Here is a 17,385-nt window from a genome sequence, read left to right as displayed (position 1 = left end):
CAGTGTTTTTTAGCGATTGCGTAGAAAAAACTCTCCATGTACTTGGAGAGCTGTTTTTTTATTCTGCAGCTTGTTGCCAACGTTTGGCTAGCATATGAGATAGGCTAGAAATGGCTAGGTTAAAGCTGAAGTAGATGAGGGCAATCAGGATATAAAGACTGAAGACTTGCTCTGGTTCGAAATAACGGCCCATGAGAATTTGGCTGGCTCCAAAGAGTTCTTGTAGGGCGATAACAGAGTAGAGAAGACTGGTATCCTTAATCACAGTTACAAACTGAGAAATGATGGCTGGCAGCATTTTACGAATGGCTTGTGGGAGAATGATGTAGTAGAGGATTTGGGCTGAAGTGAAGCCTTGTGACATTCCTGCTTCGTACTGCCCCTTGTCTACGGCATTGAGACCACCTCGAATAATCTCAGCTAGGGCCGCTGATGTAAAGAGGGTAAAGGCAGTGATTCCTGCTGGTGTGGATTTCATCTTGAAAACCAAAAAGATGGTGAAAATCCAGAGAAGGTTGGGAACGTTACGCACAAACTCGATGTAAATACTGGAAATAATGCGTAAGACAGGATTTTTCCCATTTCTCATGACGGCTAGCACCGTTCCAATAAGGGTAGAGAGGATGATGGCAATCAGAGAAATGTAGAGGGTCAAGCCAAATCCTTTAAAGATAAAGACTAGGTTATCTGGGGTCAAAACTTCTAAAATGGATTCCATAGTAACCTCCTAAAGTGAATAGGCTTTTTTGTTGGCTTGCTCCATCTTGCGACCAAACTGGGCAACAGGGAAGCAAAGAGAAAAGTAGAGAAGGGCAGCACCTAGAAATGCTGGGATATAGTTTCCGTTAAGAGCCGACCAAGACTTGGTCACAAACATCAAGTCCACTCCAGAAATGATAGCGACTGTCGAGGTATTCTTAATGAGGTTAACGATTTGGTTAGTCAAAGGTGGGAGAATAATACGGAAGGCCTGAGGCAAGATAATCAAGCGCATGGCGCTGATATAGGTAAAACCTTGCGACAAGGCGGCCTCCATCTGACCGTTAGGAATAGACTGAATCCCTGAGCGAATCACCTCAGCGATATAGGCACCGTGATAGAGACCCACGCAGAGAACAGCTGTCCAATAAATCGGAATCATGATGATATGGTCACTGATAAGAGGTAGGCCATAAAAAACGATGACAAACTGCACCAAGAGGGGAGTGTTTTGGTAAAATTCTACAAAGATGCGAGCTAAAATGCGCAAAATTGGACGTTTGCTGGTTGACATGGCTCCAAAGAAGATGCCTAAAACCATGGCTAGGATAAAGGATCCGATTGCTAGGGCAAGGGTGAAGAGGAAACCATTGAAAAATTGTCCAAAATCCTGAAAATAGGCAGTCCAAGATGATAAATCTGTCATGATGTGTCCTCCTTAATCTGCGGTATGGCTAGATGGTTTGAGCTTGTAACGGTCATAAAGTTTCTGCAAACTACCATCTTTGCTCCATTTAGTAACCAAGTTATCGAGATAGTCGTTGAGCTCTGTATTTGATTTCTTGGTAACGATACCGTAGTCAGATGGCTTGAAACTATCGTCTAGTAGTACTGTGCGCTTGCTGATGTAGCCAGACAGAATCGAGCGGTCAACGGAAAAGGCATCAATACGGTGAGCGTGTAGGGAAGTAATCAATTCTGGGTAGGAACCAAGTTCGACGAATTTAAAGGTCAAACCTTTCTTTTTACCCAGTTCGGTAATCAGGCGTTGAGTAATGGAACCTTGGGCAACCCCGATGGTTTTGCCGTTTAGGTCCTCAATGCTTTTGATTTTGGCAGATTTATTGACCAAAAAGCCAGAAGCATCTGTGTAGTAAGGGCTGGTAAAGTTGTAGAGTTTTTTTCGTTCGTCTGTGATGGTAAAGGTCGCGATATCCATATCGACCTGTTCATTGTCTAGAAGGGGTCCGCGGGTTTGTGCTGTAACCGGCACATAACGAACCTTGACCTTGAGCTCATCAGCTACCATCTTGGCCAAGTCAGTTTCGATACCAGAATAGGTCCCAGTCTTAGGATTCTTATAACCGAAATTGGGAACGTCTTGTTTCACACCGACAACCAGTTCGCCTCTCTTTTGAATGTCTGCGACACTGGTATCAGCCTGGGCTGGTTTTGTAGCAGCAAGGCCGAAAAGGCTAATCAATAATGCGGATAAAAAGAATTTCTTTTTCATAGGCGCCTCCTTATTTGACTTTGTCACTTTCGTGGTTGATGATTTTGCTGAGGAATTGTTGGGCACGAGGTTCGCTTGGATTATCGAAAAAGTCATCAACATCTGTCGTATCCACCAAAACTTCTCCGTCAGCCATAAAGATGATACGGTCGGCAACTTCACGGGCGAAGCCCATTTCATGGGTCACGACAATCATATTCATACCATCGTGGGCTAATTTTTGCATAACTGCTAGAACATCGCCGATGGTTTCAGGATCAAGAGCAGATGTTGGCTCATCAAAGAGGAGGAGTTCCGGATGCATAGCGAGTCCACGTGCGATGGCAATCCGTTGTTTTTGTCCACCAGATAGCATGGCTGGATATGAATCTTTCTTGTCCCACATATTTACAAATTCCAGATATTTTTGAGCTGTTTTTTCAGCTTCTTTTTTATCAATTCCTAGAACTTTTATGGGTGCGAGTGTTACGTTTTCTAACACTGTTTTGTGAGGGTAGAGGTTGAAATGCTGGAAAACCATGCCGACTTCCTTGCGAAGAGGAACTAAATCTTTCTGGCTGGCACCAGCAACTTGGTGGCCATTTACTAGAAGACTTCCTTTGTCTACAGCCTCCAAACCATTGATGGTGCGGATAAGAGTGGACTTACCAGAACCAGATGGTCCGAGTAGGACAACGACTTGTCCTTTTTCAAAACGGAGATTGATGTCGCGGAGTGCGTGGTAGTCTCCGTAATATTTTTCGACGTGTTCAAATTCTACTAAAGCCATAAGGAATCTCCTTTGTGTTAGATTTTATAACATGATTTTACACCAAAAGATTTTTCTTGTCAAATCATATCTTAAAAATTCACTAAAATTTTATAAAAAAGCAATCTGGATAGAGAAAAAGCCTAAATCATGTTATAATGAAGCAATAGAATTCTTAGAAAGAGTGGATGTCTTTTTGATAACACCTACTTATGAATGGCAGTTTGCCCCGCAGGTAGAAGATGCGGATTTTACAAAGATAGCCAAGAAGGCTGGACTGGGTCCTGAGGTAGCTCGTTTATTATTTGAAAGAGGGATTCAGGACGAAGAAAGTCTGAAGAAGTTTTTAGAACCTTCTTTGGAGGACTTGCATGACCCTTATCTGCTCCATGATATGGACAAGGCAGTGGAACGGATTCGTCAGGCCATTGAAGAAGGGGAAAGTATCCTCGTTTACGGTGATTATGATGCGGATGGTATGACTTCGGCTTCTATTGTGAAGGAAAGTTTGGAACAGCTTGGTGCTGAGTGCCGTGTTTACCTGCCCAATCGTTTTACTGATGGTTATGGACCTAATGCCAGTGTTTACAAATATTTTATCGAGCAAGAAGGAATTTCCTTGATTGTGACGGTGGACAATGGGGTTGCTGGTCATGAGGCTATTGAATTGGCCCAGTCTATGGGAGTGGATGTCATTGTCACAGACCACCATTCCATGCCTGAAACCTTGCCAGATGCCTATGCTATTGTCCATCCTGAACATCCGGATGCGAACTATCCTTTCAAATATTTGGCTGGTTGTGGAGTTGCTTTCAAGCTGGCTTGTGCCCTTTTAGAAGAAGTACAAGTGGAATTGCTTGATTTGGTTGCTATTGGTACCATTGCTGATATGGTTAGTTTGACAGATGAGAACCGTATCTTGGTTCAGTATGGTCTGGAAATGTTGGGACATACTCAGCGTATTGGTCTACAAGAAATGCTAGACATGGCTGGGATTGCTGCCAATGAAGTGACAGAAGAGACAGTTGGTTTCCAGATTGCCCCTCGTTTGAATGCCTTAGGCCGCTTGGATGATCCCAATCCTGCCATTGATTTGCTGACTGGGTTTGATGATGAGGAAGCGCATGAGATTGCTCTCATGATTCATCAGAAAAACGAAGAGCGCAAGGAAATCGTCCAGTCTATCTATGAAGAAGCTAAGACCATGGTGGACCCTGAGAAGAAGGTTCAAGTCTTGGCCAAGGAGGGCTGGAATCCTGGGGTTCTAGGAATCGTGGCTGGTCGTTTGTTGGAAGAACTAGGGCAGACAGTTATCGTTCTCAATATAGAGGAAGGTCGTGCCAAGGGTAGTGCTCGTAGTGTGGAAGCGGTCGATATTTTTGAGGCTCTGGATCCTCATCGAGACCTCTTCATCGCATTTGGCGGTCATGCTGGCGCAGCAGGAATGACGCTGGAAGTTGAGAAACTCTCAGATTTATCTCAGGTCTTGGAAGATTATGTCCGTGAAAAAGGTGCAGATGCTGCTAGCAAGAACAAGTTAAATCTAGATGAAGAACTGGATTTGGAAGCACTTAGCTTGGAAACAGTCAAGAACTTTGAACGTTTAGCTCCCTTTGGAATGAACAATCAGAAACCTGTCTTTTATATCAAGGATTTTCAGGTCGAAAATGCTCGTACTATGGGGGCAGGCAATGCCCATCTCAAGCTGAAAATTTCCAAGGGTGAGGCGAGTTTTGAAGTGGTAGCCTTCGGTCAAGGCAGATTGGCAACAGAATTTGCCCAAACCAAGAATCTAGAGTTGGCAGTTAAATTGTCTGTCAACCAATGGAATGGTCAAACTGCCCTCCAGTTGATGATGGTGGATGCGCGTGTGGAGGGTGTTCAACTTTTTAACATCCGTGGGAAGAATGCAGTCTTGCCAGAAGGAGTTCCAGTCTTGGATTTTGCTGGAGAATTACCGAGTCTAGTAAATAGTGAAGCTGTTGTCGTGAAAAGCATTCCAGAGGATATTACTCAGCTGAAGACCATTTTTCAGAAACAGAATTTTTCCGCTGTCTATTTCAAGAATGATATTGATAAGGCCTACTATCTGACGGGGTATGGGACTAGAGAGCAGTTTGCAAAATTGTACAAGACCATCTACCAGTTCCCAGAGTTTGATATTCGATATAAGCTCAAAGATTTGGCAGCTTATCTCAATATCCAACAAATCTTGCTGGTCAAGATGATTCAAGTATTTGAAGAACTAGGCTTTGTGACGATCAAAGATGGGGTCATGACAGTGAATAAAGAGGCACCAAAGCGGGAAATCGGAGAAAGTCAGATTTACCAAAATCTCAAACAAACCGTCAAAGACCAAGAAATGATGGCGCTGGGTACCGTGCAAGAAATTTATGACTTTTTAATGGAAAAAGAATAGCAGATAGGAAAGAGTTGGGAAACCAGCTCTTTTTTGAAAACAAATCTTCATTTTGAAAATCATCAAAAAAATGGTATAATGGTAGGAAAAGATTCGGCTAAAAGTAGTGCTTTTAGAATAAAAGGGCAAGTAACCCTATAATCAAAATTAATTAAGCTTTCGGAGGAAAAATGAGTAATATCAGTTTAACAACACTTGGTGGTGTGCGTGAAAATGGGAAAAATATGTATATCGCTGAAATCGATGGGTCTATTTTCGTTTTGGATGCAGGTCTGAAATACCCTGAAAATGAACAACTAGGGGTGGACGTAGTCATTCCCAATATGGACTACCTTTTTGAAAATAGCGACCGTATCGCTGGGGTCTTCTTGACCCACGGACATGCAGATGCCATTGGTGCTCTGCCTTATCTCTTGGCTGAAGCCAAGGTACCTGTATTTGGCTCTGAGTTGACCATTGAGTTGGCCAAACTCTTTGTTAAAGGGAATGACACAGTTAAGAAATTCAATGATTTCCATGTTATCGATGAGGATACAGAGATTGATTTTGGAGGGACTGTGGTGTCCTTCTTCCGTACGACCCACTCTATCCCAGAAAGTCTGGGTGTTGTCTTGAAGACAGCTGAAGGTAGCATCGTTTATACAGGTGACTTCAAATTTGACCAGACAGCTAGTGAATCTTATGCGACAGACTTCGCTCGCTTGGCAGAAATCGGTCGTGATGGAGTTCTAGCTCTTCTTAGCGATTCAGCCAATGCAGATAGCAATATTCAAGTGGCTAGTGAAAGTGAAGTTGGGGACGAGATCACTCAAACCATTTCGGACTGGGATGGTCGTATCATTGTTGCAGCAGTAGCCAGCAACCTCTCTCGTATCCAGCAGGTGTTTGACGCTGCGGATGCAACAGGCCGTCGTGTGGTCTTGACAGGATTCGATATTGAAAATATTGTCCGTACTGCTATTCGCCTTAAGAAATTGTCTCTAGCTAACGAGAGTCTTTTGATTAAGCCAAAAGATATGTCTCGTTTTGAGGACCATGAGTTGATTATCCTTGAGACAGGTCGTATGGGTGAGCCTATCAACGGTCTTCGCAAGATGTCGATTGGTCGTCACCGTTATGTGGAAATCAAGGACGGTGACTTGGTCTATATCGTAACGACTCCGTCTATCGCCAAAGAAGCAGTTATGGCGCGTGTGGAAAATATGATTTACCAAGCTGGCGGTGTTGTCAAACTGATCACTCAAAGCTTGCGTGTATCAGGTCACGGAAATGCGCGTGATTTGCAGTTGATGATCAATCTCTTGCAACCCAAGTATCTCTTCCCAATTCAAGGGGAATACCGTGAGTTGGATGCCCATGCTAAGGCTGCTATGGCAGTTGGTATGTTGCCAGAACGCATTTTTATTCCTAAAAAGGGAACCAGCATGGCTTATGAGAATGGAGACTTTGTTCCAGCTGGAGCGGTTTCAGCAGGGGATGTCTTGATTGACGGAAATGCCATTGGTGATGTTGGAAATGTGGTTCTTCGTGACCGTAAGGTCTTGTCAGAGGACGGAATTTTCATCGTCGCAATCACTGTTAACCGTCGTGAGAAGAAAATTGTGGCCAAGGCTCGTGTTCATACGCGTGGATTTGTTTATCTTAAGAAGAGCCGTGATATTCTCCGTGAAAGTTCAGAATTGATTAACCAAACGGTAGAAGACTATCTTCAAGGAGATGACTTTGACTGGGCAGATCTTAAAGGGAAGGTTCGTGATAATCTTACCAAGTATCTCTTTGACCAAACCAAACGTCGTCCAGCTATTTTACCAGTAGTCATGGAAGCGAAATAATCTTTGAAATAAACAGAGAGAAAGTCGAATTTCGGCTTTTTCTTATAGAAAAATAGAGGAAAAATTATGGCAGTAATGAAAATCGAGTATTACTCACAAGTTTTGGATATGGAGTGGGGAGTGAATGTTCTTTACCCCGATGCCAATCGAGTGGAAGAACCAGAGTGTACAGATATCCCTGTCTTGTACCTCTTGCACGGGATGTCTGGCAATCATAATAGTTGGCTCAAGCGGACCAATGTAGAACGCTTGCTTCGAGGAACTAATCTCATCGTTGTTATGCCCAATACCAGCAACGGTTGGTATACCGATACCCAGTATGGTTTTGACTATTACACAGCTCTAGCAGAGGAATTACCACAGGTTTTGAAACGCTTTTTCCCTAATATGACTAGTAAACGTGAAAAGACCTTTATCGCTGGTCTCTCTATGGGAGGCTATGGCTGTTTCAAACTGGCTCTTGCTACAAATCGTTTTTCTCATGCAGCTAGTTTCTCAGGTGCCCTTAGCTTTCAAGAATTTTCTCCTGAAAGCCAAAATCTGGGGACACCAGCTTACTGGAGAGGTGTTTTTGGGGAGATTAAAGATTGGACAGCTAGCCCTTATTCTCTAGAAAGTCTGGCTAAAAAATCGGATAAAAAGACCAAGCTTTGGGCTTGGTGTGGAGAGCAGGATTTCTTGTACGAAGCTAATAATCTAGCAGTGAAAAATCTCAAAGGACTGGGTTTTGATGTGACCTATAGCTATAGCGCTGGAACTCACGAATGGTACTACTGGGAAAAACAATTGGAACGTTTTTTAGCAACCCTACCAATTGATTTCAAATTAGAAGAGAGATTGAGTTAGTTTTTTATAAATGAATCACTATTTATAGTTATTCTTGGCTTTAAAACAATGATGGAAGTCTGTTTTCACTAGACTTTTCAAATGAAAGTAGTAGAATAGTAATAAGATACTGGAGGAAAGAGAGTAGGAAATGTACCGTTATCAAATTGGCATTCCCACATTAGAATATGATCAGTTTGTTAAAGAACATGAATTAGCTAATGTATTACAAAGCAGTGCTTGGGAAAAAGTGAAATCTGATTGGAATCATGAGAAATTTGGTGTCTATGAAGAGGGGAAGTTGCTGGCTGTGGCTAGTATTCTCATAAAATCTCTGCCTTTAGGCTATAAAATGTTTTATATTCCAAGAGGTCCTATATTGGATTACAGGGATATAGAACTTTTAAAGTTTGTCCTGCAGTCCATTAAGTCTTATGCTCGCAGTAAGAGAGCGGTTTTTGTGACTTTCGATCCAAGTATTTGTCTATCTCAATATTTGGTCAATCAAGATAAGATAGAATATCCTGAAAATCTTGCTATTGTTGAGATTTTAGGGCAATTAGGAGTGAAATGGTCTGGGCGGACAACCGAGATGGATGACACCATTCAGCCTCGTATTCAGGCGAAAATATATAAGGAAAATTTTGAAGAAGATAAACTTTCTAAATCAACGAGGCAAGCTATCCGAACAGCACGAAACAAAGGGCTTGAAATTCAATATGGTGGACTGGAACTATTAGATTCATTTTCGGAGTTGATGAAAAAAACTGAGAAGCGAAAAGAGATTCATTTAAGAAACGAAGCTTATTATAAAAAATTATTAGATAACTTCAAAGAAGATTCCTATATCACGCTAACGAGTTTGGATGTTTCTAAACGTTTAAGAGAATTAGAAGAACAGTTAGAAAAAAATAGAGTAGTTGCAGAAAAATTTAATGATGCAACCAAACCTTCAAAAATTCAGGAAAATATAAAAGAAAAAGAACGTTTAGAAGAGGAAATAGATTTCTTGCAGGGATATATGAATATGGGAAAATCAAACATTCCGTTAGCGGCTACTTTGAGTTTGGAATTTGGTACTACCTCTGTCAATCTATATGCTGGTATGGATGATGATTTTAAACGTTACAATGCACCAATTTTAACTTGGTATGAAACGGCTCGCTATGCCTTTGAGCGAGGTATGTTGTGGCAAAATTTAGGTGGTGTTGAAAACTCTCTAAATGGTGGACTTTATCATTTTAAGGAAAAATTTAATCCAACGATTGAAGAATATTTGGGAGAATTTACAATGCCTACCCATCCTCTTTATCCTCTGTTAAGACTTGCTCTTGATTTCCGTAAAACATTAAGAAAAAAACATAGAAAGTAAGTATATGGCACTAATTACACTCACGAAAGAAGAGTTTCAGGCTTATTCTGGTCAGGTTTCTTCTCGTTCCTTTATGCAATCGGTCCAGATGGGGGACTTGTTAGAAAAAAGAGGGGCTCGAATTGTTTATCTTGCTTTGAAACAAGAAGGAGAAATTCAAGTTGCAGCTCTGGTTTATAGCTTACCCATGCTGGGTGGTCTGCATATGGAGCTCAATTCGGGGCCGATTTATACCCAACAAGATGCTCTTCCAGTTTTTTATGCGGAGTTAAAAGAATATGCCAAGCAAAATGGTGTATTAGAGTTGCTTGTAAAACCTTATGAAACTTATCAAACTTTTGATAGTGAAGGTAATCCAATAGATGCTGAGAAAAAAAGTATTATTCAAGATTTGACTAATTTAGGTTATCAATTTGATGGATTGACAACAGGTTATCCAGGTGGAGAACCAGATTGGTTATACTATAAAGATTTGACTGAATTAACTGAAAAGAATTTGCTTAAAAGTTTTAGCAAAAAGGGTAAACCCTTGGTGAAAAAGGCTGAAACGTTTGGTATTCGGTTGAAAAAGTTAAAACGTGAAGAACTATCGATTTTTAAGAATATAACTAAAGAAACCTCTGAACGTAGAGAATACAGTGATAAAAGTTTAGAATATTATGAGCACTTTTATGATTCATTTGGAGAACAAGCGGAGTTTCTCATAGCAACCTTGAATTTTTCGGACTATATGAGCAAATTGCAAGGTGAACAAAGTAAACTAGAAGAAATCTTGGACAAGTTGCGACTTGATTTGAGTAAAAATCCTCATTCTGAGAAAAAACAAAATCAACTGAGAGAATATTCTAGTCAATTTGAAACGTTTGAAGTTCGAAAAGCAGAAGCGCGAGACTTGATTGAAAAATATGGAGAAGAAGATATTGTTTTAGCCGGGAGTTTATTTGTTTATATGCCTCAGGAAACGACTTATCTCTTTAGTGGTTCTTACACTGAGTTTAATAAGTTTTATGCCCCTGCACTGCTTCAAAAATATGTTATGTTGGAAAGCATAAAACGTGGAATACCTAAATACAACTTCCTAGGCATTCAAGGGATTTTTGATGGTAGTGATGGTGTTTTGCGTTTTAAACAAAATTTTAATGGCTATATTGTACGTAAAGCAGGAACTTTCCGTTATCATCCATCGCCTTTAAAACACAAAGCTATTCAGTTATTCAAAAAAATAGTAGGACGTTAAGATGAAAAAGCCAGTATTTAGCTTTCTTTCAGCTTGTTTTAGTAAAATAGACTTTATTTGCTAGAAAGGTGGAGAGATATGCGTTGGCTTTTTCGTTTGATAGGGGCTTTCTTTTATTTTATTTGGCGTTTGTTTTGGCGTCTGGTTTGGATTGTTTTGCTTTTATGTACTCTTGCTTTTGGATTTCTCTGGTATCTGAACGGGGATTTTCAAGGGGCGCTGAAGCAAGCAGAACGGTCAGTAAAAATTGGTCAACAAAGTATCGACCAATGGGAAAGAACAGGGCAACTGCCTAAGTTGAACCAGACAGATAGCCACCAGCATTCTGAAGGAAGATGGCCACAGGCCTCTGCTCGTATTTACTTGGATCCGCAGATGGATTCACGCTTTCAAGAGGCATATTTAGAAGCAATTCAGAACTGGAATCAAACTGGTGCCTTTCATTTTGAACTTGTGACTGAGTCCAGCAAGGCAGATATCTTGGCTACGGAGATGAATGACGGAGGTACTCCTGTGGCAGGAGAAGCGGAAAGTCAGACCAATCTCTTGACGGGGCAATTCTTGTCTGTCACGGTGCGGTTGAATCACTATTATCTGTCCAATCCAGACTATGGCTATTCCTATGAGCGCATTGTCCATACGGCAGAACATGAGTTGGGGCATGCAATTGGCTTGGACCATACAGATGAGAAGTCTGTGATGCAACCTGCAGGTTCCTTTTATGGTATCCAGGAAGAGGATGTTGAAAGACTTCGAAAATTATATGAGACCAATGAGTAGGGGACTATCTTTCCCTACTTTTTTGTTATAATGGAATTATGAACAACTTGATTAAATCAAAACTAGAGCTCTTGCCTACCAGCCCTGGTTGTTACATTCACAAGGATAAAAACGGCACCATTATCTATGTAGGAAAGGCTAAAAATCTGCGTAACCGCGTGCGGTCTTATTTCCGTGGAAGTCATGATACCAAAACAGAGGCCTTGGTATCTGAAATTGTGGATTTTGAATTTATTGTTACGGAGTCTAATATTGAGGCACTTCTCCTAGAAATCAACCTGATTAAGGAAAACAAGCCCAAGTACAATATCATGCTCAAGGATGATAAGTCTTATCCTTTCATCAAAATCACCAATGAACGCTATCCTCGTTTGATTATCACTCGTCAGGTCAAAAAAGATGGAGGTCTTTATTTCGGACCTTATCCAGATGTGGGGGCGGCCAATGAAATCAAGCGGTTGCTGGATCGGATTTTCCCTTTTCGCAAGTGTACGAATCCACCGTCTAAGGTCTGTTTTTACTACCATATCGGCCAGTGTATGGCTCACACCATATGTAATAAAGATGAGGCTTATTTCAAGTCTATGGCCCAGGAGGTTTCTGATTTTCTGAAAGGGCAGGATGACAAAATTATCGATGACCTCAAGGGCAAGATGGCAGCGGCAGCTCAGACTATGGAATTTGAACGTGCAGCGGAATATCGTGACCTGATTCAGGCCATTGGAACGCTTCGAACCAAGCAACGGGTTATGGCCAAGGATCTCCAAAATCGCGATGTCTTTGGCTACTATGTGGACAAGGGTTGGATGTGTGTTCAGGTTTTCTTTGTCCGTCAGGGAAAACTCATTGAGCGCGATGTTAACCTCTTCCCCTACTATAATGATCCGGATGAGGACTTCTTGACCTATGTGGGACAATTTTATCAAGAAAAATCTCATCTGGTTCCCAATGAGGTACTGATTCCGCAGGATATTGACGAAGAAGCTGTCAAGGCTTTGGTGGATACTAAGATTCTCAAACCCCAACGTGGAGAGAAAAAACAGCTGGTCAATCTGGCTATAAAGAATGCCCGAGTCAGCCTAGAGCAGAAATTCAACCTGCTAGAGAAATCTGTCGAAAAGACACAGGGGGCTATTGAAAATCTAGGACGCTTGCTTCAAATCCCAACCCCAGTTCGTATCGAATCTTTCGATAATTCCAACATTATGGGGACCAGTCCTGTTTCAGCCATGGTGGTCTTTGTCAACGGCAAACCAAGTAAAAAAGATTATCGTAAGTATAAAATCAAGACTGTCGTCGGACCAGACGACTATGCCAGTATGAGAGAAGTCATTCGCAGGCGCTATGGTCGAGTACAGCGTGACGGCTTGACTCCTCCAGATTTGATTGTCATCGATGGGGGGCAAGGTCAAGTTAATATCGCAAAGCAAGTCATCCAAGAGGAGCTGGGTTTGGATATTCCCATTGCAGGTTTGCAAAAGAATGATAAGCACCAAACCCATGAATTGCTCTTTGGAGATCCGCTTGAGGTGGTGGAGTTGTCTCGCAATTCTCAGGAATTTTTCCTCCTCCAACGCATTCAAGATGAGGTCCACCGCTTTGCCATTACTTTCCACCGCCAACTGCGCTCCAAAAATTCCTTTTCATCACAATTGGATGGCATTGACGGCCTGGGACCTAAACGCAAGCAAAATCTCATGAAGCATTTCAAATCTCTAACTAAAATCAAGGAAGCCAGTGTGGATGAGATTGTCGAAGTCGGTGTGCCTAGAGCAGTCGCAGAAGCAGTGCAGAGGAAGTTGAACCCGCAGGAAGAAGTGGAATTGGCTCAAGTTGCGGAAGAAAAAGTAGATTATCAAACAGAAGGAGACCATCATGAACCATAAAATCGCAATTTTATCAGATATTCATGGCAATGCGACGGCGCTAGAAGCAGTGATTGCAGATGCTAAAAATCAAGGAGTCAGTGAATACTGGCTTCTGGGAGATATTTTTCTTCCTGGTCCAGGCGCAAATGACTTAGTCGCCCTGCTAAAGGACCTTCCTATCACAGCCAGTGTTCGAGGCAATTGGGATGATCGTATCCTTGAGGCCTTGGATGGTGAATATGGTTTGGAACATCCGAAAGAAATCCAGTCAATGCGCATGACCCAGTTTTTGATGGAGCGAATGGATCCTGCAACGATTGTCTGGCTACGAAGCTTGCCTTTGCTGGAAAAGAAAGAAATTGACGGATTACGCTTTTCTATCTCTCATAATTTGCCAAATAAGAACTATGGTGGCGACTTGCTAGTTGAGAATGATATAGAGAAATTTGACCAACTCCTAGATGAGGAAACTGACGTGGCAGTCTATGGTCATGTTCACAAGCAGTTGCTTCGTTATGGCAGTCAAGGGCAACAAATCATCAATCCAGGGTCGATTGGCATGCCCTATTTTAATTGGGAGGCGTTAAAAAATCACCGTGCCCAGTATGCCGTGATAGAAGTTGAAGATGGGGAATTGGTAAATATCCTATTTCGTAAAGTTGCTTATGATTACGAGGCTGAGTTAGAATTGGCCAAGTCCAAGGGGCTTCCCTTTATCGAAATGTATGAAGAGCTACGAAGAGAAGACAACTATCAGGGGCACAATCTGGAACTATTAGCAAGCTTAATAGAAAAGCATGGGTATGTAGAGGATGTGGAAGATTTCTTGGAGGTTATAAAGTCAGAGTATAAGATAGACTAGTTTCTTTAAGCCACTGAAAAATAGTTGGAACTGGATGAATGGATCCCTGATTTGAATGATGTGCTTCATTCGGTCGCTCATCCTTGTTCCAGTTTGTTTCTATGAAAAATCTCTGCAAGCTCTTTCAAAATATGGTAGAATGGAAGCAGTAGAATTAGAAAAGGAAATCGATTATGAAATTTCTTGAATTAAATAAAAAACGTCATGCGACTAAGCATTTCACTGATAAGCCAGTTGATCCAAAAGATGTTCGTACGGCTATCGAAATTGCAACCTTGGCACCAAGTGCTCACAACAGCCAACCTTGGAAATTTGTAGTGGTTCGTGAGAAAAATGCTGAACTGGCAAAGTTGGCTTACGGTTCAAACTTTGAGCAGGTATCATCAGCTCCTGTAACTATTGCCTTGTTTACAGACACAGATTTGGCTAAACGTGCTCGTAAGATTGCCCGAGTTGGTGGTGCTAATAACTTTTCTGAAGAGCAACTTCAATATTTTATGAAGAATTTGCCTGCTGAATTTGCCCGTTACAGTGAACAACAAGTCAGCGACTACCTAGCCCTCAATGCAGGTTTGGTTGCTATGAATTTGGTTCTGGCTCTTACAGATCAGGGAATCGGATCAAATCTGATTCTTGGTTTTGACAAATCAAAAGTCAACGAAGTTTTGGAAATCGAAGACCGCTTCCGCCCAGAACTCTTGATTACAGTGGGATACACAGACGAGAAATTGGAACCAAGCTACCGCTTGCCAGTAGATGAAATCATCGAGAAAAGATAGAAAGAAGAAAAAAATGACAGCAATTGATTTTACAACAGAAGTAGAAAAACGCAAAGAAGACCTCTTGGCTGACTTGTTTAGCCTTTTGGAAATCAACTCAGAACGTGATGATAGCAAGGTTGATGCTGAGCATCCATTTGGACCTGGTCCAGTAAAAGCCTTGGAGAAATTCCTTGAAATCGCAGCACGCGATGGCTACCCAACTAAAAATGTCGATAACTATGCAGGACATTTTGAGTTTGGTGATGGAGAAGAAGTTCTCGGAATCTTTGCCCACATGGACGTGGTGCCAGCTGGTAGCGGTTGGGACACAGACCCTTACACACCAACTATCAAAGATGGTCGTCTTTATGCGCGTGGGGCTTCGGACGATAAGGGACCTACAACAGCTTGTTACTATGGTTTGAAAATCATCAAAGAATTGGGCCTTCCAATTTCTAAAAAAGTTCGCTTCATCGTCGGAACAGACGAAGAATCAGGTTGGGCAGACATGGACTACTATTTCGAGCACGTAGGACTTGCAAAACCAGACTTCGGTTTCTCTCCAGACGCTGAATTCCCTATCATCAATGGTGAAAAAGGAAATATCACAGAATACCTCCACTTTGCAGGAGAAAATGCAGGTGCTGCCCGTCTTCACAGCTTCACAGGTGGTTTGCGTGAAAATATGGTACCTGAATCAGCAACAGCAGTCGTTTCAGGTGATTTGGCTGACTTGCAAGGGAAACTAGATGCCTTTGTTGCAGAACACAAGCTTAGAGGAGAACTCCAAGAAGAAGCTGGTCAATACAAGGTGACGATTATTGGTAAATCAGCCCACGGTGCTATGCCTGCTTCAGGTGTTAATGGTGCGACTTACCTAGCCCTATTCCTTAGCCAGTTTGACTTTGCTGGTCCAGCCAAAGACTACCTTGACATCGCTGGTAAGATTCTCTTGAACGATCATGAGGGTGAAAATCTCAAGATTGCTCATGTGGATGAAAAGATGGGTGCCCTTTCTATGAATGCTGGTGTTTTCCGCTTTGACGAAACAAGCGCTGATAATACCATTGCCCTTAACATCCGCTATCCAAAAGGAACAAGTCCAGAGCAAATCAAGTCAATCCTTGAAAACTTGCCAGTTGCTTCTGTTAGCCTTTCTGAGCACGGTCATACCCCTCACTATGTGCCAATGGAAGATCCACTTGTGCAAACCTTGTTGAATGTTTATGAAAAACAAACTGGTCTTAAAGGTCACGAGCAAGTCATCGGTGGTGGAACCTTTGGTCGCTTACTCGAACGCGGTGTTGCCTATGGTGCCATGTTCCCAGACTCAATTGACACCATGCACCAAGCTAATGAATTTATCGCCTTGGACGATCTCTTCCGAGCTGCAGCAATCTATGCCGAAGCTATTTACGAATTGATCAAATAAAACGATAGAAGTCTGAGATTGTATGCTTAGACTTCTTTTTGGAGGGAAAGTAGATGTCTCAAATTGAAAGAATCAAGCAGGCTATTATGGCAGATCCGCAGAATGTCAGCTATACAGAGCGTGGTATCGAGCCTCTCTTTGCAGCGTCAAAGACTGCTCGCATCAATATCATCGGTCAAGCGCCTGGTCTTAAAACCCAAGAAGCAGGCCTTTACTGGAAGGATAAAAGTGGTGATCGTTTGCGGGACTGGCTAGGTGTGGATGAAGATACCTTTTACAATTCAGGATATTTTGCTGTTTTGCCTATGGATTTCTACTTTCCAGGGCATGGAAAGTCAGGTGATCTGCCACCGAGAACTGGCTTTGCTGAAAAATGGCATCCGCAACTCTTGCAAGAATTACCCGATATTCAGTTGACCCTCTTGATTGGCCAGTATGCTCAAGCCTACTATTTACAGGAAAAAATCAGTGGCAAGGTAACAGAACGGGTAAAACATTACCAGAACTATTTGCCAACCTATTTTCCACTAGTTCACCCCTCACCACGCAATCAAATCTGGATGGCCAAAAATCCTTGGTTTGAGGCAGAAGTAGTGCCGGATTTGAAAAAAAGAATTAAAACTATTTTATAGTCAATGAAAATCAAAGAGCAAACTAGGAAGCTAGCCGCAGGCTGTACTTGAGTACGGTAAGAGGACGCTGACGTGGTTTGAAGAGATTTTCGAAGAGTATTAGGAGAAAAAGAATGAAAGAAATAACCTTTGACGCATTTTACCAGCTTTACCAAAATGACCAACTTTCTTTAGTGGACGTGAGAGAAGTGGATGAGTTTGAAGCTCTTCATTTAGAAGGTGCTCAGAATCTTCCTCTGAGTCAATTAGCTGATACTTATGATCAATTGGACAAGGATCAGTTACATTATGTTATTTGTAAATCTGGAATGAGATCGGCGTGTGCTTGCCAATTCTTATCAGAACAAGGTTATGAGGTTATCAATGTCCAAGGTGGCATGATGGCTTTTGAAGAACTTTAAACAT

16 protein-coding genes are annotated in these 17,385 nt (G+C 41.9%); 12 read left to right on the top strand and 4 right to left on the bottom strand.

Translation table 11 applies throughout. The features are described 5' to 3' along the window. Positions 1–58: 58 nt before the first annotated feature. Genes ACWPV5_RS06325 through ACWPV5_RS06310 form a run of 4 tightly spaced genes read right to left on the bottom strand, consistent with a single transcriptional unit; the run spans position 59 to position 2,981 of the window. Positions 59–718: an amino acid ABC transporter permease gene (locus ACWPV5_RS06325; protein ID WP_120769890.1), complete on the bottom strand. Its 660-nt coding sequence runs from the start codon at positions 716–718 to the stop codon at positions 59–61. A 9-nt stretch (positions 719–727) separates the two neighbouring features. Then, the gene (locus tag ACWPV5_RS06320; protein ID WP_033680576.1) at positions 728–1,405 is read right to left on the bottom strand and encodes an amino acid ABC transporter permease; all 678 of its coding nucleotides are present in this window, start codon (positions 1,403–1,405) and stop codon (positions 728–730) included. Positions 1,406–1,417: 12 nt separating this feature from the next. Continuing rightward, entirely contained in the window at positions 1,418–2,212 is a 795-nt protein-coding gene (locus tag ACWPV5_RS06315) for a transporter substrate-binding domain-containing protein (protein ID WP_219966901.1), read from the bottom strand. Between the two features lie 10 nt (positions 2,213–2,222). Then, positions 2,223–2,981, bottom strand: coding sequence for an amino acid ABC transporter ATP-binding protein (locus tag ACWPV5_RS06310; protein ID WP_001229569.1), 759 nt, complete (start codon positions 2,979–2,981; stop codon positions 2,223–2,225). A 175-nt stretch (positions 2,982–3,156) separates the two neighbouring features. Here ACWPV5_RS06310 and recJ point away from each other — a divergent pair, with 175 nt between their 5' ends. The 12 genes from recJ (at position 3,157) to ACWPV5_RS06250 (ending at position 17,381) form a co-directional block, all read left to right on the top strand. Further along, positions 3,157–5,379: a single-stranded-DNA-specific exonuclease RecJ gene (gene recJ / locus ACWPV5_RS06305; protein WP_454382899.1), complete on the top strand. Its 2,223-nt coding sequence runs from the start codon at positions 3,157–3,159 to the stop codon at positions 5,377–5,379. A 170-nt stretch (positions 5,380–5,549) separates the two neighbouring features. Next, positions 5,550–7,211 carry a ribonuclease J gene (locus ACWPV5_RS06300; protein WP_000065614.1) on the top strand — a complete coding sequence of 554 codons (1,662 nt, stop codon included), beginning with the start codon at positions 5,550–5,552 and terminating at the stop codon, positions 7,209–7,211. Positions 7,212–7,277: 66 nt separating this feature from the next. Next, complete coding sequence (locus ACWPV5_RS06295; protein ID WP_261070676.1) at positions 7,278–8,057, top strand: alpha/beta hydrolase; 780 nt, start codon at positions 7,278–7,280, stop codon at positions 8,055–8,057. Positions 8,058–8,187: 130 nt separating this feature from the next. Continuing rightward, positions 8,188–9,408 (top strand): aminoacyltransferase, encoded by a 1,221-nt coding sequence (locus ACWPV5_RS06290; protein WP_414369419.1) that lies wholly within the window; start codon positions 8,188–8,190, stop codon positions 9,406–9,408. 4 nt (positions 9,409–9,412) lie between these two features. Beyond that, on the top strand, positions 9,413–10,645 hold the full coding sequence (gene murN, locus ACWPV5_RS06285) for a peptidoglycan bridge formation alanyltransferase MurN (protein ID WP_454382896.1): 1,233 nt from the start codon (positions 9,413–9,415) through the stop codon (positions 10,643–10,645). Between the two features lie 78 nt (positions 10,646–10,723). Then, positions 10,724–11,425 carry a M57 family metalloprotease gene (locus tag ACWPV5_RS06280; RefSeq protein ID WP_077805434.1) on the top strand — a complete coding sequence of 234 codons (702 nt, stop codon included), beginning with the start codon at positions 10,724–10,726 and terminating at the stop codon, positions 11,423–11,425. A 38-nt stretch (positions 11,426–11,463) separates the two neighbouring features. Continuing rightward, positions 11,464–13,311: an excinuclease ABC subunit UvrC gene (gene uvrC, locus ACWPV5_RS06275; RefSeq protein ID WP_454382894.1), complete on the top strand. Its 1,848-nt coding sequence runs from the start codon at positions 11,464–11,466 to the stop codon at positions 13,309–13,311. Continuing rightward, positions 13,301–14,155 carry a metallophosphoesterase family protein gene (locus tag ACWPV5_RS06270; RefSeq protein WP_454382892.1) on the top strand — a complete coding sequence of 285 codons (855 nt, stop codon included), beginning with the start codon at positions 13,301–13,303 and terminating at the stop codon, positions 14,153–14,155. Before uvrC ends, ACWPV5_RS06270 begins: the two co-directional genes overlap by 11 nt. A 173-nt stretch (positions 14,156–14,328) precedes the next feature. Continuing rightward, on the top strand, positions 14,329–14,934 hold the full coding sequence (locus tag ACWPV5_RS06265) for a nitroreductase family protein (RefSeq protein WP_045612125.1): 606 nt from the start codon (positions 14,329–14,331) through the stop codon (positions 14,932–14,934). 13 nt (positions 14,935–14,947) lie between these two features. Next, the gene (pepV, locus tag ACWPV5_RS06260) at positions 14,948–16,348 is read left to right on the top strand and encodes a dipeptidase PepV (RefSeq protein WP_261046954.1); all 1,401 of its coding nucleotides are present in this window, start codon (positions 14,948–14,950) and stop codon (positions 16,346–16,348) included. A gap of 53 nt (positions 16,349–16,401) precedes the next feature. Beyond that, positions 16,402–16,980, top strand: a complete 579-nt coding sequence (locus tag ACWPV5_RS06255) for a uracil-DNA glycosylase family protein (protein WP_454382889.1) — start codon at positions 16,402–16,404, stop codon at positions 16,978–16,980. Positions 16,981–17,093: 113 nt separating this feature from the next. Next, complete coding sequence (locus ACWPV5_RS06250) at positions 17,094–17,381, top strand: rhodanese-like domain-containing protein (protein ID WP_454382887.1); 288 nt, start codon at positions 17,094–17,096, stop codon at positions 17,379–17,381. Positions 17,382–17,385: the final 4 nt, after the last annotated feature.

Source organism: Streptococcus sp. Marseille-Q7156 (assembly GCF_965119495.1).
This window is presented reverse-complemented; position numbering and strand designations above follow the sequence as displayed.